General features: G+C 59.9%; 27 protein-coding genes. 18 read left to right on the top strand and 9 right to left on the bottom strand.

Annotated elements, in window-relative coordinates; all coding sequences use genetic code 11:
* Positions 1-7 precede the first annotated feature (7 nt).
* Together O3S81_RS05775 and dapB are read left to right on the top strand one after the other, a co-directional pair.
* The gene (locus O3S81_RS05775; protein ID WP_269341505.1) at positions 8-1,030 is read left to right on the top strand and encodes a glucokinase; all 1,023 of its coding nucleotides are present in this window, start codon (positions 8-10) and stop codon (positions 1,028-1,030) included.
* A gap of 135 nt (positions 1,031-1,165) precedes the next feature.
* Entirely contained in the window at positions 1,166-1,993 is an 828-nt protein-coding gene (dapB, locus tag O3S81_RS05770) for a 4-hydroxy-tetrahydrodipicolinate reductase (RefSeq protein ID WP_269342398.1), read from the top strand.
* Between the two features lie 8 nt (positions 1,994-2,001).
* On the opposite strand, the gene phnF is transcribed toward dapB, so the two are convergent.
* On the bottom strand, positions 2,002-2,739 hold the full coding sequence (phnF, locus tag O3S81_RS05765; RefSeq protein ID WP_269341504.1) for a phosphonate metabolism transcriptional regulator PhnF: 738 nt from the start codon (positions 2,737-2,739) through the stop codon (positions 2,002-2,004).
* Between the two features lie 82 nt (positions 2,740-2,821).
* On the opposite strand from phnF, the gene phnG reads away from it, so the two are divergent.
* The 16 genes from phnG (at position 2,822) to O3S81_RS05685 (ending at position 17,252) form a co-directional block, all read left to right on the top strand.
* Complete coding sequence (gene phnG / locus O3S81_RS05760; protein ID WP_269341503.1) at positions 2,822-3,283, top strand: phosphonate C-P lyase system protein PhnG; 462 nt, start codon at positions 2,822-2,824, stop codon at positions 3,281-3,283.
* Complete coding sequence (gene phnH / locus O3S81_RS05755) at positions 3,283-3,891, top strand: phosphonate C-P lyase system protein PhnH (protein ID WP_269341502.1); 609 nt, start codon at positions 3,283-3,285, stop codon at positions 3,889-3,891. The genes phnG and phnH overlap by 1 nt, the downstream gene beginning before the upstream one ends.
* A 1-nt stretch (position 3,892) precedes the next feature.
* Complete coding sequence (locus O3S81_RS05750) at positions 3,893-5,002, top strand: carbon-phosphorus lyase complex subunit PhnI (protein WP_269341501.1); 1,110 nt, start codon at positions 3,893-3,895, stop codon at positions 5,000-5,002.
* Positions 5,003-5,135: 133 nt separating this feature from the next.
* Positions 5,136-6,038, top strand: coding sequence for an alpha-D-ribose 1-methylphosphonate 5-phosphate C-P-lyase PhnJ (locus O3S81_RS05745; RefSeq protein WP_269341500.1), 903 nt, complete (start codon positions 5,136-5,138; stop codon positions 6,036-6,038).
* Positions 6,035-6,811 (top strand): phosphonate C-P lyase system protein PhnK, encoded by a 777-nt coding sequence (phnK, locus tag O3S81_RS05740; protein WP_004439249.1) that lies wholly within the window; start codon positions 6,035-6,037, stop codon positions 6,809-6,811. The genes O3S81_RS05745 and phnK overlap by 4 nt, the downstream gene beginning before the upstream one ends.
* 67 nt (positions 6,812-6,878) lie before the next feature.
* Complete coding sequence (phnL, locus tag O3S81_RS05735) at positions 6,879-7,586, top strand: phosphonate C-P lyase system protein PhnL (protein ID WP_269341499.1); 708 nt, start codon at positions 6,879-6,881, stop codon at positions 7,584-7,586.
* Positions 7,583-8,200 carry a transferase hexapeptide repeat family protein gene (locus O3S81_RS05730; protein WP_269341498.1) on the top strand — a complete coding sequence of 206 codons (618 nt, stop codon included), beginning with the start codon at positions 7,583-7,585 and terminating at the stop codon, positions 8,198-8,200. The genes phnL and O3S81_RS05730 overlap by 4 nt, the downstream gene beginning before the upstream one ends.
* A gap of 236 nt (positions 8,201-8,436) precedes the next feature.
* The gene (phnC, locus tag O3S81_RS05725; protein WP_269341497.1) at positions 8,437-9,297 is read left to right on the top strand and encodes a phosphonate ABC transporter ATP-binding protein; all 861 of its coding nucleotides are present in this window, start codon (positions 8,437-8,439) and stop codon (positions 9,295-9,297) included.
* An 85-nt stretch (positions 9,298-9,382) separates the two neighbouring features.
* Positions 9,383-10,288 (top strand): phosphonate ABC transporter substrate-binding protein, encoded by a 906-nt coding sequence (phnD, locus tag O3S81_RS05720; protein WP_060722755.1) that lies wholly within the window; start codon positions 9,383-9,385, stop codon positions 10,286-10,288.
* 70 nt (positions 10,289-10,358) lie between these two features.
* Positions 10,359-11,345 (top strand): phosphonate ABC transporter, permease protein PhnE, encoded by a 987-nt coding sequence (gene phnE / locus O3S81_RS05715; RefSeq protein WP_269341496.1) that lies wholly within the window; start codon positions 10,359-10,361, stop codon positions 11,343-11,345.
* Positions 11,345-12,694 carry a phosphonate ABC transporter, permease protein PhnE gene (phnE, locus tag O3S81_RS05710; protein ID WP_269341495.1) on the top strand — a complete coding sequence of 450 codons (1,350 nt, stop codon included), beginning with the start codon at positions 11,345-11,347 and terminating at the stop codon, positions 12,692-12,694. The genes phnE (O3S81_RS05715) and phnE (O3S81_RS05710) overlap by 1 nt, the downstream gene beginning before the upstream one ends.
* 301 nt (positions 12,695-12,995) lie before the next feature.
* Positions 12,996-13,694, top strand: a complete 699-nt coding sequence (locus tag O3S81_RS05705; RefSeq protein WP_269341494.1) for a DUF1045 domain-containing protein — start codon at positions 12,996-12,998, stop codon at positions 13,692-13,694.
* The gene (locus O3S81_RS05700; protein WP_269341493.1) at positions 13,691-14,827 is read left to right on the top strand and encodes an alpha-D-ribose 1-methylphosphonate 5-triphosphate diphosphatase; all 1,137 of its coding nucleotides are present in this window, start codon (positions 13,691-13,693) and stop codon (positions 14,825-14,827) included. Before O3S81_RS05705 ends, O3S81_RS05700 begins: the two co-directional genes overlap by 4 nt.
* On the top strand, positions 14,824-15,423 hold the full coding sequence (gene phnN, locus O3S81_RS05695) for a phosphonate metabolism protein/1,5-bisphosphokinase (PRPP-forming) PhnN (RefSeq protein WP_269341492.1): 600 nt from the start codon (positions 14,824-14,826) through the stop codon (positions 15,421-15,423). Before O3S81_RS05700 ends, phnN begins: the two co-directional genes overlap by 4 nt.
* 87 nt (positions 15,424-15,510) lie before the next feature.
* A complete protein-coding gene (locus tag O3S81_RS05690) occupies positions 15,511-16,551 on the top strand; it encodes an AraC family transcriptional regulator (RefSeq protein WP_269341491.1) in 1,041 nt (346 codons plus the stop codon).
* Positions 16,552-17,006: 455 nt separating this feature from the next.
* Positions 17,007-17,252 carry a transcriptional regulator gene (locus O3S81_RS05685; RefSeq protein ID WP_331284187.1) on the top strand — a complete coding sequence of 82 codons (246 nt, stop codon included), beginning with the start codon at positions 17,007-17,009 and terminating at the stop codon, positions 17,250-17,252.
* A 282-nt stretch (positions 17,253-17,534) separates the two neighbouring features.
* On the opposite strand, the gene O3S81_RS05680 is transcribed toward O3S81_RS05685, so the two are convergent.
* From O3S81_RS05680 to O3S81_RS05645, 8 genes are all read right to left on the bottom strand, one after another.
* Positions 17,535-18,524 (bottom strand): Ldh family oxidoreductase, encoded by a 990-nt coding sequence (locus O3S81_RS05680; protein WP_269341489.1) that lies wholly within the window; start codon positions 18,522-18,524, stop codon positions 17,535-17,537.
* A 138-nt stretch (positions 18,525-18,662) separates the two neighbouring features.
* Positions 18,663-19,586 (bottom strand): energy transducer TonB family protein, encoded by a 924-nt coding sequence (locus O3S81_RS05675; RefSeq protein ID WP_269341488.1) that lies wholly within the window; start codon positions 19,584-19,586, stop codon positions 18,663-18,665.
* Positions 19,583-20,092, bottom strand: a complete 510-nt coding sequence (gene exbD, locus O3S81_RS05670; protein ID WP_269341487.1) for a TonB system transport protein ExbD — start codon at positions 20,090-20,092, stop codon at positions 19,583-19,585. Before exbD ends, O3S81_RS05675 begins: the two co-directional genes overlap by 4 nt.
* A 6-nt stretch (positions 20,093-20,098) precedes the next feature.
* Positions 20,099-21,187, bottom strand: coding sequence for a tonB-system energizer ExbB (gene exbB, locus O3S81_RS05665; protein ID WP_269341486.1), 1,089 nt, complete (start codon positions 21,185-21,187; stop codon positions 20,099-20,101).
* A gap of 194 nt (positions 21,188-21,381) precedes the next feature.
* Positions 21,382-22,119, bottom strand: coding sequence for a histidine utilization repressor (gene hutC, locus O3S81_RS05660; RefSeq protein ID WP_269342396.1), 738 nt, complete (start codon positions 22,117-22,119; stop codon positions 21,382-21,384).
* 35 nt (positions 22,120-22,154) lie between these two features.
* Positions 22,155-22,940: an ABC transporter ATP-binding protein gene (locus O3S81_RS05655; protein WP_269341485.1), complete on the bottom strand. Its 786-nt coding sequence runs from the start codon at positions 22,938-22,940 to the stop codon at positions 22,155-22,157.
* Positions 22,940-23,713 (bottom strand): ABC transporter permease, encoded by a 774-nt coding sequence (locus tag O3S81_RS05650; protein WP_269341484.1) that lies wholly within the window; start codon positions 23,711-23,713, stop codon positions 22,940-22,942. Before O3S81_RS05650 ends, O3S81_RS05655 begins: the two co-directional genes overlap by 1 nt.
* Before the next feature lie 136 nt (positions 23,714-23,849).
* Positions 23,850-24,791 (bottom strand): ABC transporter substrate-binding protein, encoded by a 942-nt coding sequence (locus O3S81_RS05645; protein WP_269341483.1) that lies wholly within the window; start codon positions 24,789-24,791, stop codon positions 23,850-23,852.
* Positions 24,792-24,896: the final 105 nt, after the last annotated feature.

Below are 24,896 nucleotides of genomic sequence, written 5' to 3'. Positions count from 1 at the left end.
ACAGGCAATGCCGAAGACGTCCGATACCGAATATCTGTCCTTCCCCATCCTTCTTGGCGACATCGGCGGTACAAATGCCCGCTTTTCCATTCTGATCGATTCCTTTGCGGAACCGGTGCACCTCACCACGGTGAAGACGGCGGAATATCCGACGATCGATGACGCCATTCAGCAGGCGGTTCTGGACAAGACCTCGCTCCAGCCGGTCTCGACCATTCTTGCAATTGCCGGCCCCATCGAAGGCGACGAAATTCCGCTCACCAATTGCCACTGGGTCGTCAAGCCAAAGGGTATGATTGCAAATTTGGGCCTGAAGGATGTCATCGTCATCAACGATTTCGAGGCGCAGGCTCTGGCGATTGCGGCTCTTGACGACGATAATCGCGAGGCCATCGGCTCCGGCAAAAAAGACGTGCTTGCATCGCGCGTCGTTCTCGGACCCGGCACGGGGCTCGGCGTTGCCGGGCTGGTCTATGCCCGCCATATGTGGTTCCCGGTGCCTGGCGAAGGCGGCCATATCGATATCGGCCCAAGAAGCGCGCGCGACTATGCGGTTTTCCCGCATATCGAAACCATCGAAGGCCGCGTTGCAGGTGAGCAGATCCTGTGCGGACGTGGACTGGTCAATCTTTACCGCGCCGTTTGCAAGGCTGACGGCATTGACGCCGTCTTCTCCGATCCGGCCGACATCACCTCGCAGGGGCTTTCCGGCCAGAACCCGCAGGCGAAAGAAACGCTCTCGCTGTTCAGCACCTATCTCGGCCGCGTGGCGGGCGATCTTGCGCTGATCTTCATGGCCAAGGGCGGCGTCTATCTGGCCGGCGGCATTTCGCAGAAGATCATTCCGGCGCTGAAGAGCCCGGAATTCCGGGCCGCGTTCGAGGACAAGGCGCCGCACAGTGCGCTGATGCGGACCATTCCAACCTTCGTCGTCACCCATCCCCAGGCAGCGCTTTCCGGCCTCGCCACTTATTCCAGAACCCCTTCCGATTTCGGTCTGGCGCTGGATGGCCGGCGCTGGAGAGCCTGACCGCTTTCGAACGGCGGGCCCTTTAAATGTGATGCTTGCGAAGCGGGCGGACGGTCTTTAACGTCGCGGCAGCAAACATCAAACATCCGATACCGGCGGGTTCCGATCCGCCCGACATGAGAAGTGAGTGACAGCATGGGCAGCAGCGGCATGAAACTGGTGGTGGTCGGCGCGGCGGGCCGCATGGGACAGGCGCTGATCCGCCTCATTCATCAGACGCCGGGTGTCCAGCTGCATGCCGCGGTGGCGCGCGAGGGTTCGGCATTTGTCGGCCGCGATGCCGGTGAAATTGCCGGTCTCGGCCCCATTGGCGTTGAAATCACCAGCGATCCGCTGCAGGCCTTTCTGCATGCCGAAGGGGTGATCGATTTCACGTCACCGGCAACCAGCGTCACCTTCGCGGGGCTTGCCGCACAGGCTCGCATCGTGCACGTCATCGGCACGACCGGCTGCTCACCGGAAGACGAAGAAAAATTCAAGGCGGCGTCGCGCCATGCCCGCATCGTCAAGTCAGGCAATATGAGCCTCGGCGTCAACCTGCTCAGTGTTCTCACACAACAGGCCGCGCAGGCGCTGGATGCGCAGAACTGGGATATCGAAATTCTGGAAATGCACCACAAGCACAAGGTGGACGCGCCCTCGGGCACGGCGCTGCTGCTGGGCGAAGCCGCCGCTGCCGGCCGCAAGGTCGATCTCACGGCCTCTTCCGTGCGCGTGCGCGACGGACACACGGGCGCGCGTGAGGCCGGCACCATCGGTTTTGCCACGCTGCGTGGCGGCTCGGTAATTGGCGAACATTCGGTGATCTTCGCCGGAGAAGGTGAGCGCGTCGAGCTTTCCCATTATGCCGGCGACCGCTCCATCTTCGCACGCGGCGCAATCACGGCGGCCGTCTGGGCCTTCGACAAGAAGCCGGGCTTCTATTCGATGCTGGATGTGCTGGGTCTGTCACAGGCGGAGTAGCCTCCCGCTTAATTTTCGACCGTGAATTCAACCGTATCGGCCGAGAAGCGGCTGACGGCATATTGCACCGGCACGCCATCCATATCGGCATTCAATGCCTGGGTGACAAGCAGGATGGCCCCGGGCGATAGCTCGAGATCGGCCAGATCCTGCGTATCCGCATGGACAGCAGAAATGACAGTGGAAATGCGCACGTAGTCCGCCACGCCAAGCATCTTGAAAGCGGCCGTGATCGAGCCGCTTTTCTGATAGGCCTCACCTATTCCGGCAAAACGATCCGCCGGGAACCATGTGGTCGAACGGGACACAGGGCGGGTATCCGCCTTGCGCAGGGTTTCCAGACGAACGAGCGGCGCACCGGCCGACAATTGCAGCCGTGCTGCCAGATCGGCACTTGCCGGCTCGGTCGTATGGGAAAGAAGCAGCGCCTCCATCTCCTTCACCTGATCGCCGATGCCTGCCGTAAATCGCGTGCGCAGCGAAATCGGAAAGCTCAGACGCTCCTTGCGGGCGATCATCGTGCCGCGTCCCTGCATCGGCTCGAGAATGCCTTCGCTTGCCAGCGCGGCAATGGCACTTCGGACGGTATGGCGGTTCACGCCGAATTTTTCGGCCAGCGTCATCTCCGGCGGCAACATGCCGGTTTCGTCGTGATCGCCAGCCGCAATCTCGCCTCTGATCCGGTCGGCAATCTGCCGCCAGAGCGCCACGCCGTTCTTTCTTTTCATCGCTGCCGCAGGGCTCATGTCACACGCTTGTCATTCACGGACGTTAATTGTAGCTTATATTGTATAGTTGTCTATATCAATAGACATTAGAGGTCAAGCGATGAATAACGAAGCTGCGAATATACACGGCGAAAGGAAACGGGTGGCGGCGCTTCTTGCCCGCGCCACCGTTCAGGAACTTGAAACGGTCTGGAACCGGCAGGATGCCAGTCCGCAGACGGAAAACGTGCGGGGCCCGGAAACAGGCCTCGTCATGGTCAAGGGCCGTATCGGCGGCGGCGGTGCGCCTTTTAATCTCGGTGAAACCACCGTCACCCGCGCGACCGTCAAGCTTGCCTCGGGAACCGTCGGCCATGCGCATGTTCTCGGCACCGGCCGCAAGAAGGCCTGGTATGCCGCAGTTTTCGACGCGCTCTGGCAGGAAAGCTCGACCCGGAACTTCATCGAGACCGAGCTTCTTTCGCCGGTCGAAAAAAGACTGAGCGAAGAGAAGGAACGAAAAACACGGGAAACCGCAGCCACGCGGGTCGATTTCTTCACCATGGTTCGAGGAGAGGACTGATGAGCGCCAAGGCCGAAGCATTGACGGGCGGCTTTTCCAACGCCGTCTTCGATTCCCAACGGATTTTCAAGAAGCTGATGGACGGCATGGCCCGTCCGGGCACGCCGCAGACGATCGAAACGGCGGTCGCGCCGCCGCTGCCGCTCGCCGTTGCCACCGGTGCTGTTCTGCTGGCGCTCTGCGACCACGACACGCCAGTCTGGCTGAGCAGCGCGCTGCGCAAGAGTGCGGTGCCGGGCTGGATCGGATTTCACACCGGAGCGGTTACGACGGAAGAAAAAGGGACTGCGCATTTCGCCGTCATCGAAGCGGGAAGCGCCATCGCGTCCTTCGGTCTCTTCGCACAGGGAAGCCAGGAATATCCCGATCGCTCCACGACGCTCATCATCGAATTGCCCGATCTGGACGGTGGGCGGGAATTGCTGCTCTCCGGCCCCGGCATCCGCCACGTCAACATCATCAGCCCCTCCGGCCTGCCGGATATTTTCCCGAGGCTTTGGGCGGAGAACAACGCCATCTTCCCGCGTGGCGTCGATGTCATCCTGACGGCCGGCGATAAATTTGTCTGCCTGCCGCGTACGACGCGCATCAAACCCGTGGAGGCATAAGATGTATGTTGCTGTCAAAGGCGGGGAGACCGCCATCGCCAATGCCCACCGGCTGCTGGCCGACCAGCGGCGCGGAGACCGCGACCTGCCCGCCATGTCTGTGGCGCAGATCGTCTCGCAGCTCTCGCTCGCCGTAGACCGGGTGATGGCGGAAGCCTCACTCTACGATCAGTCGCTTGCGGCCCTTGCCGTCAAGCAGGCACGCGGTGACATGATCGAAGCCATCTTCCTGCTGCGCGCCTATCGCACCACCTTGCCGCGTTTTGGCTATTCGGTGCCGGTGGATACCGCGAAGATGGCGGTGCAGCGCCGTGTTTCCGCCACCTACAAGGATTTGCCCGGCGGGCAATTGCTGGGCCCGACCTTCGATTACACCCACCGGCTGCTTGATCCCTCCCTCCTCGAAGACGAGGCCGTCGAACCCGCCACCCAGCGGGAAGGCGAGCCGGAATATGTCATGCGTGTTTCCGATATCCTCGCCCAGGAAGGGCTGATCGAAAGCGACGGCGACATGCCGGACGATCATGTTGCCGGGGACCTGACACGGGAACCCATGGAATTTCCGATGGCCCGCGACCTGCGCCTGCAATCGCTGGCGCGCGGTGATGAGGGTTTTCTTCTGGCGCTCGCCTATTCGACGCAGCGCGGTTATGGCCGCACCCATCCCTTCGTCGGCGAAATCCGCATCGGCGAGGTGGAAATCGAGCTGGAGGTGCCGGAACTTGGCTTTTCCATCTCGCTCGGCGATATCAAGGTCACCGAATGCCAGATGGTCAACCAGTTCAAGGGTTCGGCCAAGGCGCCGCCACAGTTCACCCGCGGTTACGGTCTGGTCTTCGGCCAGAGCGAGCGCAAGGCGATGGCCATGTCACTCGTCGACAGGGCACTGCGGGCCGGTGAATTCGGCGAAGATGTCGTTGCCCCCGCTCAGGACGAGGAATTCGTCATCTCACACGCCGACAACGTGCAGGCGACGGGCTTTGTCGAACATCTGAAACTGCCGCATTACGTGGATTTTCAGGCCGAACTCGGTCTGGTCAGAAAGATGCGCGCTGATTTCGAGGCGATCAATGCCAATGGCGCGGAATGGATAAGCGATGCGGCCGAATAGCTCAGCGGCTGTGCTGCTCGCCGAACCAGTAGGCGCAAAAGACGGTCGATGCTGCAAAGACAGCAAAAAACACGGCTGCAAGAATTCCAATCTCCATGAGCTTGTACTCCTTTTTTCACAAGGCTAACGCGCAATGCTTAAAGAAGTTTCATTTGACGACGGGCTGGCTGCCTACAACTTCGCCTATCTGGACGAACAGACCAAGCGGATGATCCGCCGGGCGATCCTGAAAGCCATCGCCATTCCCGGTTATCAGGTTCCCTTCGCTTCCCGTGAAATGCCCATGCCCTATGGCTGGGGCACCGGTGGCGTGCAGTTGACCGCCTCCATCCTCGGTCCCGACGATGTGCTGAAGGTCATCGACCAGGGGGCCGACGACACCACCAACGCCGTTTCCATCCGCGCCTTTTTCCAGAAGGTGGCTGATGTGGCCATCACCACCCGTACGAAGGATGCGACGATCATCCAGACGCGGCACCGCATTCCGGAAGAAGAGCTGCATTCGGGCCAGGTGCTCGTTTATCAGGTTCCGATCCCCGAACCCCTGCGCTTCCTCGAGCCGCGCGAGACAGAGACCCGCGTCATGCATGCGCTCGAAGAATATGGCCTGATGCACGTCAAGCTTTATGAGGATATCGCCCGCAACGGCCGCATCTCCACCACCTATGCCTATCCGGTTAAGGTCGCCGGGCGTTACGTGATGGACCCCTCGCCGACGCCGAAATTCGACAATCCGAAAATGCATCTCTCGGACGCCCTGCAGCTGTTCGGCGCCGGGCGCGAAAAACGAATCTACGCCGTGCCGCCCTATACAGACGTCGTCAGCCTCGATTTTGAAGATCATCCCTTTGAAATCCAGCGCTTCGACAAGCCCTGCGCGCTCTGCGGCGGGGAGAATGTCTATCTCGACGAGGTGGTGCTGGATGACAAGGGCGGACGCATGTTCGTCTGCTCCGATACCGACCATTGCGAAGACCGCCGTGCCCATGGCCACAAGGGCCACCTGCTGGCGGATGTGAAGGAGGCCGCAGAATGAGCGACGCACCGCTTCTGAAAGTCCGGGACGTTTCCAAATATTACGGCGACCGCGCCGGTTGCCGCAACGTTTCCTTCGAGCTTTATCCGGGCGAGGTGCTGGCGATCGTCGGTGAATCCGGTTCCGGCAAGACCACGCTGCTCAACTGCATTTCCACCCGGCTGATGCCCACCGCCGGCAGCGTGGAATATCGCATGCGCGATGGCTCCATGCGAGATCTTTACCATATGGGCGAGGCCGAACGGCGTTTCCTGATGCGCACCGACTGGGGGTTCGTGCACCAGAACCCGGCAGACGGCCTGCGCATGGCGGTTTCTGCCGGCGCCAATGTCGGCGAGCGGCTGATGGCCGTTGGCAACCGGCACTATGGCAATATCAGGCAATCGGCCAGCGAATGGCTGGAGCGGGTGGAAATCGGCACCGACCGTATCGACGACCAGCCGCGCGCCTTTTCCGGCGGCATGCGCCAGCGCCTGCAGATTGCCCGCAACCTCGTCACCTCGCCGCGCCTCGTCTTCATGGACGAACCGACCGGTGGCCTCGATGTCTCGGTGCAGGCACGCCTGCTCGATCTGGTACGCGGCCTCGTCAACGATCTCGGCCTTGCAGTCGTCGTCGTCACCCATGATCTGGCGGTTGCGCGTCTGTTATCCCATCGCATGATGGTGATGAAGGGCGGCGACGTCATCGAACATGGCCTCACCGACCGGGTGCTAGACGATCCGCGCGAGCCCTACACGCAATTGCTTGTTTCCTCCATCTTGCAGGTCTAGCCGCGTCGCTCCGAAAAGTGGTCCCCGGTTTTCGGATAAAATCGCGCGCAGGAAGAAAGAACCCACCATGACGACGCCTCTCATCGTTTCGGAAGTCTTCAAAAGCTTCACCATGCATCTTCGCGACGGCATCGAACTGCCGGTCGTCCGCGATGTCAATTTCTCCGTTTCGGGCGGCGAATGCGTCGTTCTCGGCGGCCCGTCGGGCATCGGCAAAAGCTCGATCCTGAAAATGCTCTATGGCAATTACGCCATAGACAGCGGACAGATTCTCATCCGCCATCAGGGTGAGGTCATCGATATGGGCAATGCCTCGCCGCGCACGATCCTCGCTATCCGCCACCGCACTATCGGTTATGTCAGCCAGTTCCTGCGCACCGTGCCGCGTGTCGCGGCCATCGACGTCGTTGCCGAACCGCTTCTGGCGCGTAAGGTTGCCGCCGAAGATGCGCGCGAGCAGGCGGCCATGCTGCTTTCGAAACTAAACCTGCCGCAGGAATTGTGGTCGCTGCCGCCGGCGACCTTTTCGGGCGGTGAGCAGCAGCGCGTCAATATTGCGCGCGGCTTCATCACCGACCATGCGATCCTGCTTCTTGACGAGCCCACGGCCTCGCTCGACGCCACCAACCGGCGCGTGGTGGTCGACATGATCAGGGAGAAAAAAGAGAGGGGCACGGCCCTGCTCGGCATCTTCCACGACGAGGAGGTGCGCGAAGCCGTTGCCGACCGCATTCTCGACGTCTCGCAATTCTCTCCGCGAAAGGCAGCGGCATGAGCGTCAAGGTCGGTCTCGAACCCGTCATCCACGAAAGTGCCCGTGTCACCAAGTCCTCGATCGGCCGCTATACCGAAATTTCGGAGCGCTGCCGCCTCGAGGAGGTCGAGATGGGCGACTACTCCTATGTCATGCAGGATGGCGCAATCTGGTGCGCCACCATCGGTAAATTCGTCAATATCGCCGCCTCCGTGCGCATCAACGCCACCAACCACCCCATGCAGCGGGCGACATTGCACCATTTCACCTATCGCGCCCGCAGCTACTGGGACGATGCCGAAGACGAGACGGACTTCTTTGCCGCCCGCCGTGCCAAACGGGTGGTGATCGGCCACGATGTCTGGATCGGCCATGGCGCGACGATCCTGCCTGGCGTCACGGTCGGAAACGGCGCGGTGATCGGCGCAGGCGCGGTCGTCTCCAAAGATGTGGCGCCGTACACCATCGTCGGGGGTGTACCCGCCCGGCTGATCCGCGAACGGTTCCCGGCCGAACTGGGCCGGCAAATGGATGAGCTGAAATGGTGGGACTGGGACCATGCCTCGCTGCGCGGCGCCCTGGACGACTTCCGCAATCTGGCGGCAGAGGATTTTGTCGCGAAATATGGCGGGTGAAATCCCCTTCCGCTGAAACCAGTGCAAATCCCGGGGCAAGGCTCCGGGATTTTTGTTTCTACGCCTTTGAAGCACGCGCAGATTTCAGCGCAGCGGGATACCTCCTGAAAGCTTTGTCGGCAAACAGGCGCGAGCCGCACCCCGGAAATCTGTAATATTTTGTTCATCAAACTGACATTCGTACTTCACGCACCACTGTTACGTGGAACCCCGTCAAAAGAAGATTGGACGGGGAAATGAGCTTTCACCTGAAGCAAGTCACGCGCCGTTTCGGCAACCACACTGCGGTCGATTCCGTGAATGTCGAAATCCCGCAGGGTCAGATGGTCGGCGTGATCGGGCGCTCGGGTGCGGGAAAATCGACGCTGCTGCGCATGATCAACCGCCTCGTCGATCCCTCCTCGGGTTCCATTCATTTCAACGACACGGAAGTCTCGGCGCTGAAGGGTGCGGCTCTGCGCAACTGGCAGCGCGACTGCGCGATGATCTTCCAGCAGTTCAATCTGGTGCCGCGTCTCGACGTTCTTACCAACGTCATGCTCGGCCGCCTCAATCACCGTTCGACGGCGCTGAGCCTCTTCAACATCTTCACCCATGACGAGCGGCTGATGGCGATCGCCGCGCTGGAGCGCCTCGGCATAGAACATGTGGCCATGCAGGCGGCGGGTACGCTTTCCGGCGGCCAGCAGCAGCGCGTCGCCATTGCGCGTGCCCTGATGCAATCTCCCAAGATGGTGCTGGCCGATGAGCCGATTGCCTCGCTCGATCCCCTCAATGCCAAGATCGTGATGGACGCGCTGCGCGACATCAACGAACGCGAAGGCATCACCGTCATCACCAACCTGCACACGCTGGATACGGCGCGCAACTATTGCGAACGCATCATCGGCATGTCCCAGGGCCGCGTTGTCTTCGACGGAACGCCCGCCGAACTGACGGCCGCCGCCGTCACCGAGATTTACGGAACCGATTCACAAGGCTCCGGCATCGACGAGACCATGACGTCGACCAGCATCAATATTCCCGGCGCGCAGCTTCCCGCGCGTCCGGTGCAGCAATCTGCCGGTCCCGAACCGCTCGCTCTCGCCGGGCTCTGAGGAACCGCTCAGCATCGTTTGCGCCCGCGTCAAGGGCCAACATTTCACAACAAACTCCGGCTCGCCGGGAAACAGGAGAAAGTCCATGTTGAAGAAAGTCCTTCTTTCGGCAGTCGCCCTTGGCGTTCTGGCCGGTTCCGCCATGGCTCAGGACGTCAAGGTTCTGCGCATCGGTCTCGACGGTTCCGAAAACGAAGCCGACCAGATCCGCAACACCAAGTGCGTTGCCGATGGCCTCAAGGCTGCAACCGGCGTTTCCGAAGTTCAGGTTTTCCCGTCGCCGGACTATAACGGCGTCATCCAGGGCCTGCTCGGCGGCACCATCGACATCGCTTCCATGGGCGCCTCCTCCTACGCCAAGATCGCTCTGGCCGACCCGAAGGCCGTCGACCCGATCCTGACCACGGCTGGCGCCGATGGTTCGACCGGTTATTACACGATCATGGTTGCCCGCAAGGACAGCGGCATCAAGACGCTGGCAGATGCCAAGGGCAAGAAGATCGGCTTCGCCGACCCTGACTCCACCTCCGGCTTCCTCGTTCCGAACGTGGCTATTCCGAAGGAAACCGGCGTTCCGGTGAAGGAATATTTCTCCGAAACCGGCTTCGGCGGCGGCCATGAGAACCTCGTTCTCGCCGTTCTCGACAAGAAGTTCGACGTTGGCACCACCTTCGGTTCGGGCGTTGGCAAGTGGGAAGAAGGCTACACCGCCGGCAACCTCTACCAGATGGTCAAGAAGGGCAACCTCGACATGGACGATATCGTCGAAGTCTGGAAGTCGCCGCTGATCCCGAACGGCCCGCTGATGGTCACCAACAAGCTCGGCGACGCGATGAAGCAGAAGGTCGAAAACTTCTTCATGGAACTGCCGAAGAAGGACCTCGCATGCTTCCAGGGCTTCACCCAGGGCAAGAACACCGCCTACATCAAGGTCGACCCGTCCTTCTACCAGACGATCATCGACGCCCGTAAGTCCGTTATCGGCGGCTGATCCTGAGATCATATCCGGAAGCGGCGGTGCCTTGCGGTGCCGCCGCTTTTGCCAATAAAGGAAAAGCGGCATGGCGACCACCCTGCACCATGATACCCTCGCGCCCGAGGGGTTGAGCGCATCGTCCAAGACGATCATGCGTCACTATCAACAGCAGCTTGCGACACGACGGATTTATACCGTCATTTCGCTCGTGATCTTTCTCGTCATCCTCGCCGCCTCCCTGAATTTCGCCAATGCGGCCAATTCAGGCAAATTCTTCGAGCGCCTGCCCTATTTCTTCGATTTCATGAAGACCTTCGTGCCGGACAGCCCGCTGGAAATCTTCCGGGCGATGTTCGACCTGCCGTCGCCCTATGCGGATGGTTCGCTGAAATATAATTATGTCGCGGATCGCGTTTATATTACCGACGGCTTCTACATCCCGCATTTCATCTACCAGCTGATCATCACGCTCAATATCGCGCTGGTCTCGACGATCATCGGCACGAGTTTCGCCTTCGTGCTCTGCTTCTTCGCCTCCACCAATCTCGTCGGCGCCGGTCTCGTGCGCTGGGTGGTGCGCCGGGTGATGGAAGTGCTGCGCGCCTTTCCCGAAATCGTTGTCGCCGGGTTGCTGACCGCCATCCTGTCCATCGGCCCGATCGCGGCCATCATCGCGATTTCGGTCCATACTATCGGCGCTTTGGGCAAGCTCTTTTTCGAAGTAGTGGAAAATGCCGACATGAAGCCGGATGAAGGCCTGCGCGCCGCCGGTGCCAACTGGCTGGAGCGGGTGCGTTTCGCCATCGTGCCGCAGGTTCTGCCCAATTTCGTCTCCTACGCGCTGCTGCGCGCCGAAATCAACGTGCGCGCCTCCACCATCATCGGCGCCGTCGGCGGCGGCGGCATCGGCGAGGTCTTCCGGCTTTCGATCGGCAACGATCACGCATCGAAGACCTATGCCATCATCATCCTGCTGCTGATCACCATCATCGCTGTCGATCAGTTTTCCGGCTGGTTGCGCCGCAAGCTGATCGGCCATCAATCCTTCGAATTCGGACGGGGAGCGGCCTGATGTCGTCCAGCTTCATTCTCAACACCGCCGAGCGCGAAAGGCTGACGGCCGCGCATCCCGAAGTGTTCAATCGCAGCTTCATGCAGCGATATGGCCTGCTGACCGGTCTTGTCATCATCGCCATCTATCTCATCGGCTGCTTTTTCTTCTTCAATGTCGGGCCGGCTTTCATGCAGGGCCGGTGGGACCGCGCTTCGAGCTATATTCAGGACTGGTATTCCTGGCGCGCCCAGCCACGCCTGCGTTTCACAAACGACAAGGTTGAGCCGCAATGGTCAAGCCGCGGCCAATATCCCGCCGATGCGAAGATCGACTGGCTGCAACCCCTGCCGGGCGGCGGCTACAGTGTGGTCTATGCCGGTACGCAAAACCGCCTCGACGTGACCCCGACCCGGGTGGATGTCTATGTCGACGGCAAGAACTACCCCGTCATCATCAATGACGATGCGGCAGTCGCGCCGGAGGGCCTGCCGGACGAAATCCAGCAGGACGGCAAGAAGGTCCTCGTGCATTACGGTTTTGCCGGCCAGGCGGAAATCCGCACCAGTCAGGTCTATGTGCAGCGTCGCTTCCTCGGATGGGCGAATTTCCTGTTCGACACCAAATCGGAATTCTGGGGCAAGGGTTATGGCGAACTTACCGCTCTTGCGCTCTGGGGAGACAGGCTCGATCCCGAGCGCTCCAATATCGGCCACATGGCCGATGATTTCCTCGACAATAGCGTCTGGCAACACGCCGATATTCTCTCCAAGCTGATGCAGACACTGGTAATGGCATTCGTCGGTACGCTGTTCGGCACGCTTGTCGCCCTGCCGCTCGCCTTCATCGCCGCCCGCAATATCACCGCCAACAAAGCCGCCAATTGGGGCATGAAGCGTCTGTTCGACTTCCTGCGCTCCATCGACATGCTGATCTGGGCGCTGTTCTTCACCCGCAGTTTCGGCCCCGGACCAATCCCCGGCATTGCCGCGATCTTCTTCACCGACACCGGGGCGCTCGGCAAGGTCTATGCCGAGGCGCTGGAGAATGTCGACGACAAGCAGCGTGAGGGCGTCAAATCCGTCGGCGCCTCCCCCATTGCCGTCAATCGCTTCGGTGTGTTGCCGCAGGTTCTACCGGTCTTCATTTCCCAGTCCCTCTATTTCTGGGAAAGCAACACCCGCTCCGCCACGATCATTGGTGCAGTGGGCGCCGGCGGCATCGGCCTGAAACTGCTGGAAGCAATGGGCACCAATGCCGACTGGGATAAGGTGGCCTATATGGTCCTGCTCATCCTGTTCGTAGTTTTCCTGTTTGACCATATTTCGAATTCACTGCGCTCGCGCCTGATCGGAAAAACGCATCACTAAGGCTAAGGGAGCGGGATGACAAAAGTCGCAACGACGACCGTCATCCCACCCCGAACACTCGCGCAGTCCTGATATTCGCACGGTCCCGATGAATGTCGGCGATATCTCTTCCCCCTATCTCTCCGCCATCTCTGTCCGCGCTTCAGCCTATTTGGGATGCTTGCCGCATTGCCCGTGCTTTTTTTCCTTCGACATCATCATTCTGTCACGGAAACCGATTACCTCGCACTCCTGACCTTGCGGGAAGCAGGCGAGTCACGCCAAATAGCATCTCATCCTTGGTTTCCCATGACACTGAAGAGTGCTTGCCGTGCGCTACGCTATCTATTTTTCTCCGGCTAAGGATCATCCGCTGACTGAAGCAGCCTCGCGCTGGCTGGGCCGGAATGCGTTTTCCGGCACATTGCATGACGACCACGACGATTATTCCGACATGACGGAAGAGCCCCGCCGTTACGGTTTCCACGCAACCCTGAAGGCCCCGTTCGAACTTGCCGAAAAATACAGCGAAGCGGAGCTGCTCGCGGCCGTCGAAGATTTCGCGGCCAGCCAGTCCGCCTTCGAGATTCCGCGCGTGGTCGTCGGCGCGCTCGGACCGTTTTTCGCGCTGGTTCCGGACCGCACCTATCAGCCGCTGCAGGATTTTGCCGCCGAGATCGTCGATCATTTCGACCGGTTCCGTGCGCCCCTGTCCGAGACCGATATTGCCCGGCGGCGACCGCAAATGCTGACGGAGAGCCAGCGGCAAAATCTGTCTCTCTGGGGTTATCCGCATGTCATGGATGATTTCCGCTTTCACATGACGCTGACCGGCCGCATCGATGAAAGCGACCAGCCCGCCATGCATGAGGTCCTTTCGGCGCGGTTTGCCGAATTTGTCGATCAGCCCCTCACTATTTCCGGCCTCGCTTTGTTCATTGAAGAAACGCGCGGCGCTCCCTTCACCGTTCACCGCTGGCACCCGCTTGGCCAGCAGCCAAAGAAAGATGCGAACCCATGACCGAGCACGCCCTTTCCAACGCCCGTATCGTTCTGGAAGACGATATTATTCTGGGCTCCGTCCTGATCCGTGATGGCAAGATCGCCGATATCAGCGAAGGTGCTTCCAAAACCGGAGAAGACCTCGAAGGTGACTTCCTGATCCCCGGCCTGGTGGAACTGCACACTGACCATCTGGAGCAGCATTATTCGCCGCGTCCTGGCGTCATCTGGGACAAGATCGCCGCCATTCAGGCCCATGACGCCCAGGTGGCGGCTTCCGGTATCACCACCGTATTCGACTGCCTGCGCCTCGGCTCGGATGAGGACGGTGGTTTCAAGAAAGGCGAAATGCGCGAAATGGCTGACGCCATTGAGGCGGCGGCGGATCAGAACCGTCTGCGTGCGGACCACCTGCTGCATCTGCGCTGCGAAGTCGCCTCCGCCGACGTGCTGGAGCATTTCGAAGACTTCGAAACCGATCCGCGCGTGCGGCTGATTTCGTTGATGGACCACTCCCCGGGTCAGCGCCAGTTCCAGTCGATGGATCAGTACATTTTCTATTACCAGAAGAAGCGCGGGTTGAGCGACGAGGCTTTCGCCGAGTTCGTGCGGCGGCGGCAGGCTGCTTCGGCGGAATTTTCCGCCAAGCACCGCGATTATCTTGCCGCCCGCTGCGCCGAACGCGGCATCACCGTCGCAAGCCATGACGACGCCACCGAAGCGCATGTCGGCGAAGCGATCGGCCACGGTGTGAAACTGGCGGAATTCCCCACCAGCGTCGAGGCCGCAAAGGCCTCGCACAGCGCCGGCATGAGCGTGCTGATGGGCGCCCCGAACATCGTTCGCGGCAAGTCCCATTCCGGCAATATCGCCGCCCGCGATCTTGCCGAGATCGGCGTGCTGGATGTTCTCTCTTCCGACTACGTGCCGTTCAGCCTGCTTTTCGCTCCCTTCCTGCTCGCCGATCAGGTGGAAGCCATCTCTCTGCCGGAAGCTCTGCGCATGGTCACTGCCACGCCCGCCCGCACCGTCGGCCTTGTTGACCGCGGCCGTATCGCAGCGGGATTGCGCGCCGATCTGGTCCGGGTTCATCGCGAAGATGGTGTGCCGGTCGCCCGTTCGGTCTGGCGCCAGGGCAAGCGCGTGGCATGACCACCGATGGAGAAGATAGCCGGCGCGCATTGTCGCCCGGCACGATGATCGTGATTGTCGGCCCGAGCGGGGCCGGCAAGGACACGCTGATGGATTATGCCGCGGCACAGCTTTCCGGCCGGCCAGGTTTCCATTTCACGCGCCGCGTCATAACCCGCAGCGGCGATGCCGGCGGTGAAAACCACGATGCCGTTTCGATGAACGAATTCAACCGGCTGGAAAATGAGGGTGCATTTGCGGTCTCCTGGCAGGCGCATGGGTTGAAATACGGCATTCCCGCCGCCGTCCATCGTCATCTCGATGCGGGTGAAGTGGTCATCGCCAACGGTTCCCGCTCGGCCCTGCCCCATTTCGGCACCGCCTTTTCCCGCCTCAAGGTGGTGAATATCGTTGCGCAGCCGGATGTATTGGCGCGGCGGCTTGAGCAGCGCGGGCGGGAAAGCCGGGACGATATTCTTCGCCGGCTGGAACGCAGCTCACTCACGGTCGTCGGAGATTTCGACGTAACCACCGTCGATAATAGCGGTGCCATAGAGGATGCAGGCAAAACCATCATGCAGGTGCTGGAGCAAAGCGCCGGCCTCAGCCGCACATAAAATCCCGGAATCGGGCTGCTCGACAAACGCGCACTCTAAGCTTACCATCAGGCGACAATTTCCAAACATGGTGCGCCAAGGCGAGGGATGCCTGAAAAGAGGGTCAGCGACGAGATAACTGTGGTGGCTGGTCTGGCCGCTGGCGTCAGCAATTATGCGCGTGAACGGGGCATCGATATCGCGCCCATCTGCAAGGCTCTCGGCATCGATCCCGCCACATTCACCAGCCTGACGGAGCGTATCAGCCTCGATAGATTGTGCCGTCTGCTCGAGACCTGCGCATTGATTTCCGGTGACGATGCGTTTGGCCTGCAGTGCGCCTCCACCTTTCCAGCCGGCGCATCCGGTGCGTTTGGATATGGGCTGATCAGCGCACCGACGGTGCGGGCGTTCCTGCGGTTTCTTCAGGACCATGTTTATTACGCGACCAACAACAGCAACTTCACCATGGTGACGGATGCCACGCAGGTGACCCTGTCATGGTCCTTTGCGCCCGTCATCGCCAAGCGCGATCAATATGTGGATTTGTCTCTCGCCGTTCTGATACAGCGCCTGCGTGACATTCTCGGAGAGCGCATCAACCAGGTCGAAATCGGTCTGGAACGGCCGAAACCGAATAATATTCAGTTATTTAAAGAGAGAATGACCAGACGGATCAGTTTTTCCCAGCCCATCCATACGATGCGGCTGCCGATATCGCTTCTGGATGTGGTCAATCCAAATGCGGATGAACGCCTGTTCGAATTGATGAATTTGCAATGCCGCATGCTGCGGCCGGAAACATCGGCGGACGCCACGCATTTCATCGATCAGGTGACACGGTATATGCAGATGCGGCTTTCCGATGCGGAGCTTTCACTCGGCGAGATCGCGCCCTATTTCAACCTGTCGGAACGCAGTTTCCAGCGACGGCTCGCCGAGCTTGGCACCAATCTCAACGAGATAAAGGATATCATTCGCAAGAATGCGGGATTTAAGCTTCTTGTAGAAAGCGATCTTCCAGTCTCCGACATCAGTTACAGGCTTGGCTATTCGACGCCCGGTGCGTTTTCGCGTTCCGTTTCCCGTTGGTTCGGGGCAACACCAACGGATATACGCAAGAAACACGCGCATCATTCCGCCGGATAATCCATATTTACGGCATGAATATTTCGAAAATAAACTTTTAAATTTAAAAATATGTCGGCATTTTCCGAGATTTGTGTCGAAACATAACAATAAAATCGCAAAACTTGGCGCGAGATGTTATTCTATCGTCGCGGGATATCGCCTAATAGAGCGCCGCGTAAGCCTGAAGCCATGACGGAAACCGTTACAAAGCTTTGAATCTGCATATTGTTCTAGTCAGAACCACTTACGGTTCCTGACTATATCGGTGCGCAGGAAATAGTGTCCATATCATGGGGCAGGCTGGCTGCGGCAGCAGCCCTTTATCGCATAACTCCTGATGCCGGATGAAACCTGTTGGTGAAATTGGCGTTTCTGTTCGCGTAGAGACAGAGCGGCCAAAGAGCCGGTTTCAGAATATGAAATTATTAGCTGATCGCATGTCGGAAGGTCGATCTCTTTTGGGGCTGAAAAAAATGTCTTCAAAAATGCCGCATGAACATCGCCAGACGCGTGAAATCGTTCTTTCGGATCGTGAACGGCACTATCTGGGGCTGGTGGCGCGGGGCAAACACCCCTCCCACGTCGCCCTGATGACCGGCGCGGACGAAGCCGATGTGAAGGATACTCTGGACCGGGTGCGAAACAGGCTGGGCGCGACCAATCTGCTGAATGCCGTCAGCATCGCGCTGCTGCGCGGTCTGATCGAACGGGATGCCTAAAGGGTTTTGACATTTCCGGACGGAAACCGGGGCCAGATCAAAACCACCCCGGTTTTGCCGTGACTATATCCAAGCTTACGCGAAATCGTCCCCTTCCCGTAGGCTGAAAACCGAATGAGCGGCTTTATGCGTCAAAATCCTTCCATATCAATGGCGGGATGGCGGACCAAAAAGCGGACCGGACATGATGTCTGGCCCTATCGACGCAATGCAAAGCGGCCATAGACGGTTTGCCCGGCGGATCATATTCGATCCGCCGGGTTTCATTATTCCGACCCGGCTTCAGAGCGATTGAATTTCGGCCAGAATATCGCTTTCGATCATGATGCCGCTTTCCAGCGCCTGTTTGCGGACGCCCTGGCTGCGACGACCGGGCAGGCGCACATTTTCCTGCTTTTCTATCTCTCCGGCAATGAGCGCCAACCGCCCGGTAAAGGCCGCACCGCCCGATGATATGGGATCTATGGCGATGATCGTGTGGCCGAGGGAGGGTGGCGCACCCTTGTCATCCAGAAGGGATGAGGCCTCGAAACCGAAGTTTCCACCGGTCACCGCAGCCGCCATGATCTCCACCATCAGCGCCAGAGCAGCGCCCTTGGCCTCGCCCGCAGGCACCATGGTTCCCGCAATCGCCTCTTCGGGATCGGTCGTCGGTCGGCCGTTTCTGTCGAGCGCCCAGTCGCCGGGAATGGTTTCACCCTTCTGGCGTGCCGCCATGATCTTGCCGCGCGCGACCTTTGAAAGGGCCAGATCGATAACCAGCGGATCGGCGCCGTCGATGGGCGCCGCAAAGGCGATGGGGTTGGTGCCATAAAGCGGCGTGTGGCCGCCCCAGGGAGCCATGGAGGCCGGCGCATTCGCGAACATGAGCGCGACAAGGCCCATTTCCGCAAAACGTTCGACCGTCAGAGCCATGACGCCTGCATGATGGGAGCGATGGATGGCTGCAAGCGCGATGCCCTGCTGCCGGGCCATATCCGGCAATTCCTCGAGAGCGCAGTCTATCGCCGGATAGGCATAGCCATGATTGGCGTCGATGGAGAGCACCCCCGGCTTCACCCGCGTCGCCACCGGACGCGCCTTGCCATCCACCTTGCCGACCCGCGCCTGGCGGACATAAACGGGGATGCGGCGAAATCCATGGCCGCCCTGGCCTGCCGCCTCGGAAGCGACCAGCGCCTTCGCCACCGAACGGGCATTTTGCGGCAGAACGCCATTGCGCTCAAAGATAGAGGATACGAGATCCTCCGCCTCTGCGATTGAGAGTTTCATGATTTTCGTGATTCCTGTTGGCTTGCGAGCGATGGGACGGAGTGACCCTACTCTGCGGTATAGGGTCACCGCAAATCAACATGGAAAATGAACCGGGCATCCCCTTCAGAGTCGGGATGCCCTTATGCCCTTCCAACCTTATTTGAAAAGAATAGGCAGAGTAAAACTCGTATTAGCGCCTTGCGGTGGCGGTGAGACGGACGTCTTTTGTATGACGGCCAAAAGCTTCTGGTCCATCGCGGAGTCGCCGGTGGATGAGAGGATCCTCGCGCCACCCACAGATCCGCCACTGTCGATCTTGAATGACACCGTGATGGTCATTCCCGATTTTCCAGCCGAGCGAACCAGTCGCCGCTGCATCGCCGAACGGACTTTTGCACCCCAATCGGCATTTGAGCTGGACGATGACGAGAAGAAGCCGGCATTGTTTTGCGATGCCGCCGTTCGGTCGGACTGCTGGGCCTCCGCCTTCGCCGTTTCGCGCAATTCGGATGCCTGCTGCGGTTTGGGACGCTGGCGCTCGACCTTCTTTTTCTCCTCCGGCTCTTTCTTCTCCACCTTCTTTTCAACGAGTGGCGGTGGAGGGCGCATGACGGGCAGAGGAACCTCGACATTTTCGAGTTCCGCCATCATCTGTTCCTGAACGGGGTCGATCGGCTCCACCGGCTCGGGAATTTCCTGCGGTTCGACGATCTCTTCGACCGGCGGCTCAGGCGGCTGCACCGGTTCCGGCGGTGGTGTTTCGGCAACCGGTTCCGGTGGCGGCGGCTCTTCCGGGGCTGCTTCCTCCACCGGTTCGCTGCTATCGCTCTTCACTTCTTCGGTGTCTTCGACATCCTGCGCCGGTGTCGTCTCCTCGGTTTTGACGGCCTCCGGTATCGCCGCCATTTCGATCATGATCGCTGCAGGCGGCTGCCCGCCGGCATCCTGTTCCTCAGGCGCCTGCATCAGATAATAGGCAAAGCCGGCATGAACGCTCAGCATGAGCAGCGCCGCGGCAGACCACAGCACCACTTCCCCAAGGCGGGAATGGCGGGCCTGCGGGTAGCCGTTTTCGGTCATGGCGCAGTTCCCTGCCCTGCCGGCGCGGCGGGCTGGTCAGAGGGTTGGGCCGCAGGCTGTACGGAACCGGCAGGCTGAGATGCCGCAGCCGCATTTTCCAGTCCCACCAGGGCGATCTTCAGATAACCAGCATCCCTGAGAAGATTCATGATTTCCATGAAGTGACCGTAATCAACGGCCTTGTCGGCCCGCAGGAAGATGCGCGTATCCTTCTTGCCGCCCGTCTGGCGATCAATGGCGGCCGCCAGGGCCTCGCGGGCAACCGCATCATTGCCGAGATTGAGCGAGAGATCGTCCTTGACCGTCAGATAAAGCGGCTCTTCCGGGCGCTCCGCCGGCTTGGCGGTGGATGCGGGCAGATCGACATTCACATCGACGGTGGCCAGCGGTGCGGCCACCATGAAGATGATGAGCAGGACCAGCATCACGTCGATAAAGGGCGTGACGTTGATTTCATGGTTCTCGGAGAGATCGTCTCCGCTATTGTCGCGAATACCGCCAGCCATGACCGATCACCGTCCAACCAGCGACACGGCAGGTTTGCTGGCGCTGCCCGGCGGAATGCGGCGGAAATCGAGGTCGCGGCTGACGAGGCGTTCCACACCGGCTGCGGCATCCGCCAGCAGATGGCGATATCCGGTAATCGAGCGGGCGAAGACGTTGTAGATGACCACGGCCGGAATGGCCGCGACGAGGCCGATGGCGGTTGCGAGAAGCGCTTCCGCAATGCCTGGCGCGACGACGGCGAGATTGGTGGTCTGCGATTCCGAAATGCTGATGAAGGAATTCATGATGCCCCAGACCGTGCCGAAGAGGCCGACGAAAGGCGCGGTGGAACCGATGGTCGCCAGAACGCCCGTTCCGCGCGACATACGGCGGCCGGCATGGGTTTCGATCCGCGACAGCGCCGAGGAAACACGCTCCTTGATACCGCCGCCATCCGTGTGCTCGACCACCGCATCGGAAAGCTGCATTTCATGGGTAGCCATGCGCAGCATCAGCGCGGCGGGTCCACCCTTCTTCTCGACGGCCTCGGTGGCCTCGGTCAGAGTTTTTGCCCTGCGAATGACCTTGAGCGTCGCACCGGCACGCACCCGCGCACCCGCAAGCTCGATCGATTTCGCCACCCAGACCGTCCAGGTGACGAGCGAGGCAAAGGCGAGGCCGATCATCACGCCCTTCACAACCCAGTCCGCCGCCATGAACATGCCCCAAGGGGACAGGTTGTGCGGGATGTCCGCGCGACGTGCGGCACTGGCCGGCTCGGCGCTGACGGGTTCTACCGGGGTGGAAGTTTCGCCCGGCGTTACCGTCTGATTGACCTGTGCGGGTTGCTCGGTCTGCGCGGGCTGGGGCGATGATGGCTGCGCTGTTGCGGAAGGCTCAGCGATTGGTGCGCTCGGCGTTGCGGGAGCTACCGGCGCCTGTGAGGGCTGAACCGTCTGTGGTGCGGATTGAATCTGGGTTTCGGGGGCTGGCTGAGCAAAAACCGCACCGGCACTCAAACCTGTCAGCAAGGCAGCAACCATGGCAAGGGAGGCATGCCGTGTTGTATTTGCCTTGTTGAAGGACACGGAAGAAGTGAAGGTCTCAGCTGACATAATTTTTATCCCCGGATTTCCGTCGATGAACTCATCCGCAGATTGACCGGTTCCTGAAAACCGGGGCCATGAACGGATACCGCCGTAAAAGCTCGACGTTCCGATAATAAACCTGAGTTCTTTTGACAACTATTATATTGTCAAAAGACGACCCGTAAACTCTTCTTTACAAAAAATTGACTGTCCGAGACGCTTCAGCCGCTTTGAGAAGGCGAAAACTGCGCCACCAGAGCGTGCCGGTCTCCGGGATAGGTGACCCGGACGCTGGTGATGTAATCCGCCCCGTGCCAGGTGCGGCGATCGATGACCAGACAGGCCGCACCGGAGGCTATACCCAGCGCCGCGGCGTTTTTGCGGTCTGCGGAAACGGCGCTGATGCGATGTTCGGCGGCGCTCCAGGGTACCATTTTCAGCAACCAGGTTCCCGGGCCGACCTGCGAAAAATCGGTGCCTTCCGCCTCGGGAACAGCGGTGACATTGATAATGCGTTCCTCAAGGCAAAATGGAACGCCACCGGCAAAATGCGTGCAGGTGAGTTCCAGAACCGGGGCATCGGCGGCAAGCGCCATGGCCGCACCATCGTCCTTGCCCGCAGGGCGCAACCGTCGCTTATCGAGACGGTAGCCATAAACGAGACCGAGCGCCTGCACCTCCCGCTCGATATCGTGGATTTCCAGCACAGCGGATTGCGCATGGGGCTGGCGAACGAAGGTGCCGAGACGCCGGCGTCTTTCAATCAGGCCGCGTTGTACCAGTTCGCCGAGAGCCTTGTTTACCGTCATGCGCGAACAGCCGTATTGCCGGGTCATTTCGTGCTCGAACGGAATACGATATCCCGGCGGCCATTCGCCAGACATGATGTGGCGCTCGACATCGTTGCGGATGCGCTCGTGCAGCGATTTTTCCTGAAGATCGGCGCCTGTGCTCCTTATCCCGATGCTTCTGTCCTCCCCTTTTCTCGGATCAACTATCCATGGGCAGCGGCGGCAATCGCCTCGCTGCGGATTTCCTCCGTAAGCTTCGCGCGCAGTTCGGAAAATTCCGGGCTGGCCTTGACGGTGTAGTGACGCGGATGCGGCAGGTCGACCGGCGTGATCGACTTGATGCGGCCCGGTCTTGCGGACATGGTCACAACACGCGAGGCCATGAAGACCGCCTCTTCGATATCATGGGTGACGAAAATAACCGTCTTCTGCTCCCGCTCCCAGATGCCGAGCAGCAATTCCTGCATCAGGCCGCGCGTCTGGTTGTCGAGGGCGCCGAAAGGTTCATCGAGCAGCAGGATTTTCGGGCCGTTCGCCAGGGCGCGGGCGATGGCGGTTCTCTGCTGCATGCCGCCGGACAGCTGTTTCGGCCAATGGTTTTCGAAACCGCGCAGGCCGACCTTGTCGATATAACTGTCGGCGATTTCCCATTTTTCCTTCTCGGCCACGCCCCGCTCGCGCAGGCCGAAGGCAACGTTTTCCCGGATCGTCAGCCAGGGAAACAGCGTATAGGACTGGAATACCATGCCGCGATCCGCCCCCGGCCCCGTCACCGCCTTGCCGGACAGCAGCACCTCGCCCGTCGTCGGACGGTCAAGGCCGGCTATGATGCGCAACAAGGTCGATTTTCCGCATCCCGACGGACCGAGGATGGTGACAAAATCATTGCGTGGGATTTCCAGATTGGTCGGCTGCAGTGCCAGCGTCGGCTGGCCACCCTGCACGCCCGGAAAGGTGCGGCTGACGCCCTTGATAACGAGTTCGCTCATCAGGCAAGCCTCCAGGCGAAAAGCTTCCGGTTCAGCGATTTGAACGCGAAATCCGAGATAAGGCCGATGACACCGATAACGATGATGCCAAAGATGATCTGCCCCGTCGCCATCAGCGCCTGGCTGTTGATGATCATATAACCGATGCCCGAAGACGCGCCGATCAGTTCGGCAACGATGACATAGGTCCAGGCCCAGCCAAGGACGAGGCGAAGGATTTCGGCAATGTCCGGCGCATTGGCGGGAATGAGGACGCGGCGCACCACGCCGCGGTCTTTCGCACCCAGCGTATAGGCGGCCTCCACCAGATCACGCCTTGTGCCGGCAACCGCCACGGCCACCATCAGGATGATCTGGAAGACGGCGCCGATGAAGATCACCAGCAGCTTCTGCATCTCACCGATGCCCGCCCAGAGAATGAGCAGCGGCACGAAAGCGGAAGCCGGAAGATAGCGCGCAAAGGACACGAAGGGCTCAAGCAGCGCCTCGATGGGTTTATAGGCGCCCATGGCGATGCCGAGCGGCACGGCGACGACCGATGCCAGCACGAAACCGCCCACCACACGCCAGATCGTCATACCGATATCGCCGGCAAAGCCCTGATCGGTCAGCAGATAAATGCCGTCCTTGAGCATGGTGATCGGGTCGGCCAGAAAGGTCGGCGACACGAAACCGCCGAGCGTCGCAAAGCCCCAGGCGGAAAAAAACAGCACGAAGAACAGGATACCGAGGATGATCCTCGTGCTGTTCTTGATGGGTTGAAGAGGTTGCATTCTATCGCCTGTCCGGAAAACCGGCGCGGCACTTTCGCCGCGCCATCAGAGCACCGCATGCCTTTCAGGGCACACAATCGACGCTCTCACATTGCACTGGCTGCACATTCCTCGAAGGGCTGCGCCCGCCTTTCTCTCATTTGATGAAAGACGTATCCGCGAGCGTCGAAAGATCGGGTTTCGACTTTATCACGCCGATTTCAAGAAGCAGATCCGCCGATTTTTCGGAGAATGTCTTGAATTCACCCTCGAAGAATTTCTGGTTAGCGGCCTTGTCCTGCCATTCGAGGAATTTTGCCGAAGCGGCAAAGGCCTCGCCGGACTGTTTCACGTCCGCGCCCATCGTCGCATAGGACTTTTCAGGATCGGCCTTGATGAGTTCCAGCGCCTGGAAATAGCTGTCCGCCAGAGCCTTGGCCGCCTCAGGATTGGCCTTCAGGAAGTCCGGCGTGCAGCCGAAGGTATCCATGACTGCGGGATAATCGAGCGTCGTGGCGAGGATCTTGCCCTTGTCGGGGGCGGCGCGCACGGTGGAGAGATAGGGCTCATAGGTCATGGCCGCATCATTCTGGCCGGCGACGAAAGCCTGTGCGGCCGGTCCCGGCTCAAGGTTGACGACCTTCACGTCCTTCAGCGTCAGGCCGTTTTCCTTAAGGATCCAGGCCAGGAAGAAATAAGGCGAGGTGCCCGGCGCGGACGCAGCAACCGTCTTGCCCTTGAGATCCGTTACTTTCGAAACATCGCTACGCACGGCAATGCCATCGGCGCCATGCGACTTGTCCATCTGGAAAATCTGGGTGGATTTCACGCCATTGGCGTTCCAGGCGATCCATGTTTCCACCGTGGTGGCGGCGCACTGAATGTCACCCGAAGCGAGAGCTAGGTGGCGGCTGGCTTGCGGTATCTTCTTGATATCGACCTTCAGGCCGTTCTTTTCGAAAATGCCGGCCTGCTTGGCAAGCGTCAGCGGTGCAAAACCCGTCCAGCCGGACATGCCGATCGTCACCGACGTTTCGGCATAGGCGGCAGCGGATGAGGCAAGTGCGGCAATAGTGGCGAGAACCCACGTTCTTTTCATGATCCGGACCCCTTTTGATTTATTTTTGTGCGATGTTATTTTTCGCCTTATTTGAGGCATGGTAGGCAGGGATTTTATATTTGTCTAGACAAAATAGAAGCGCTC

The organism is Agrobacterium sp. SOY23 (assembly GCF_027212525.1).
GTDB lineage: Bacteria > Pseudomonadota > Alphaproteobacteria > Rhizobiales > Rhizobiaceae > Agrobacterium > Agrobacterium tumefaciens_I.
This window is presented reverse-complemented; position numbering and strand designations above follow the sequence as displayed.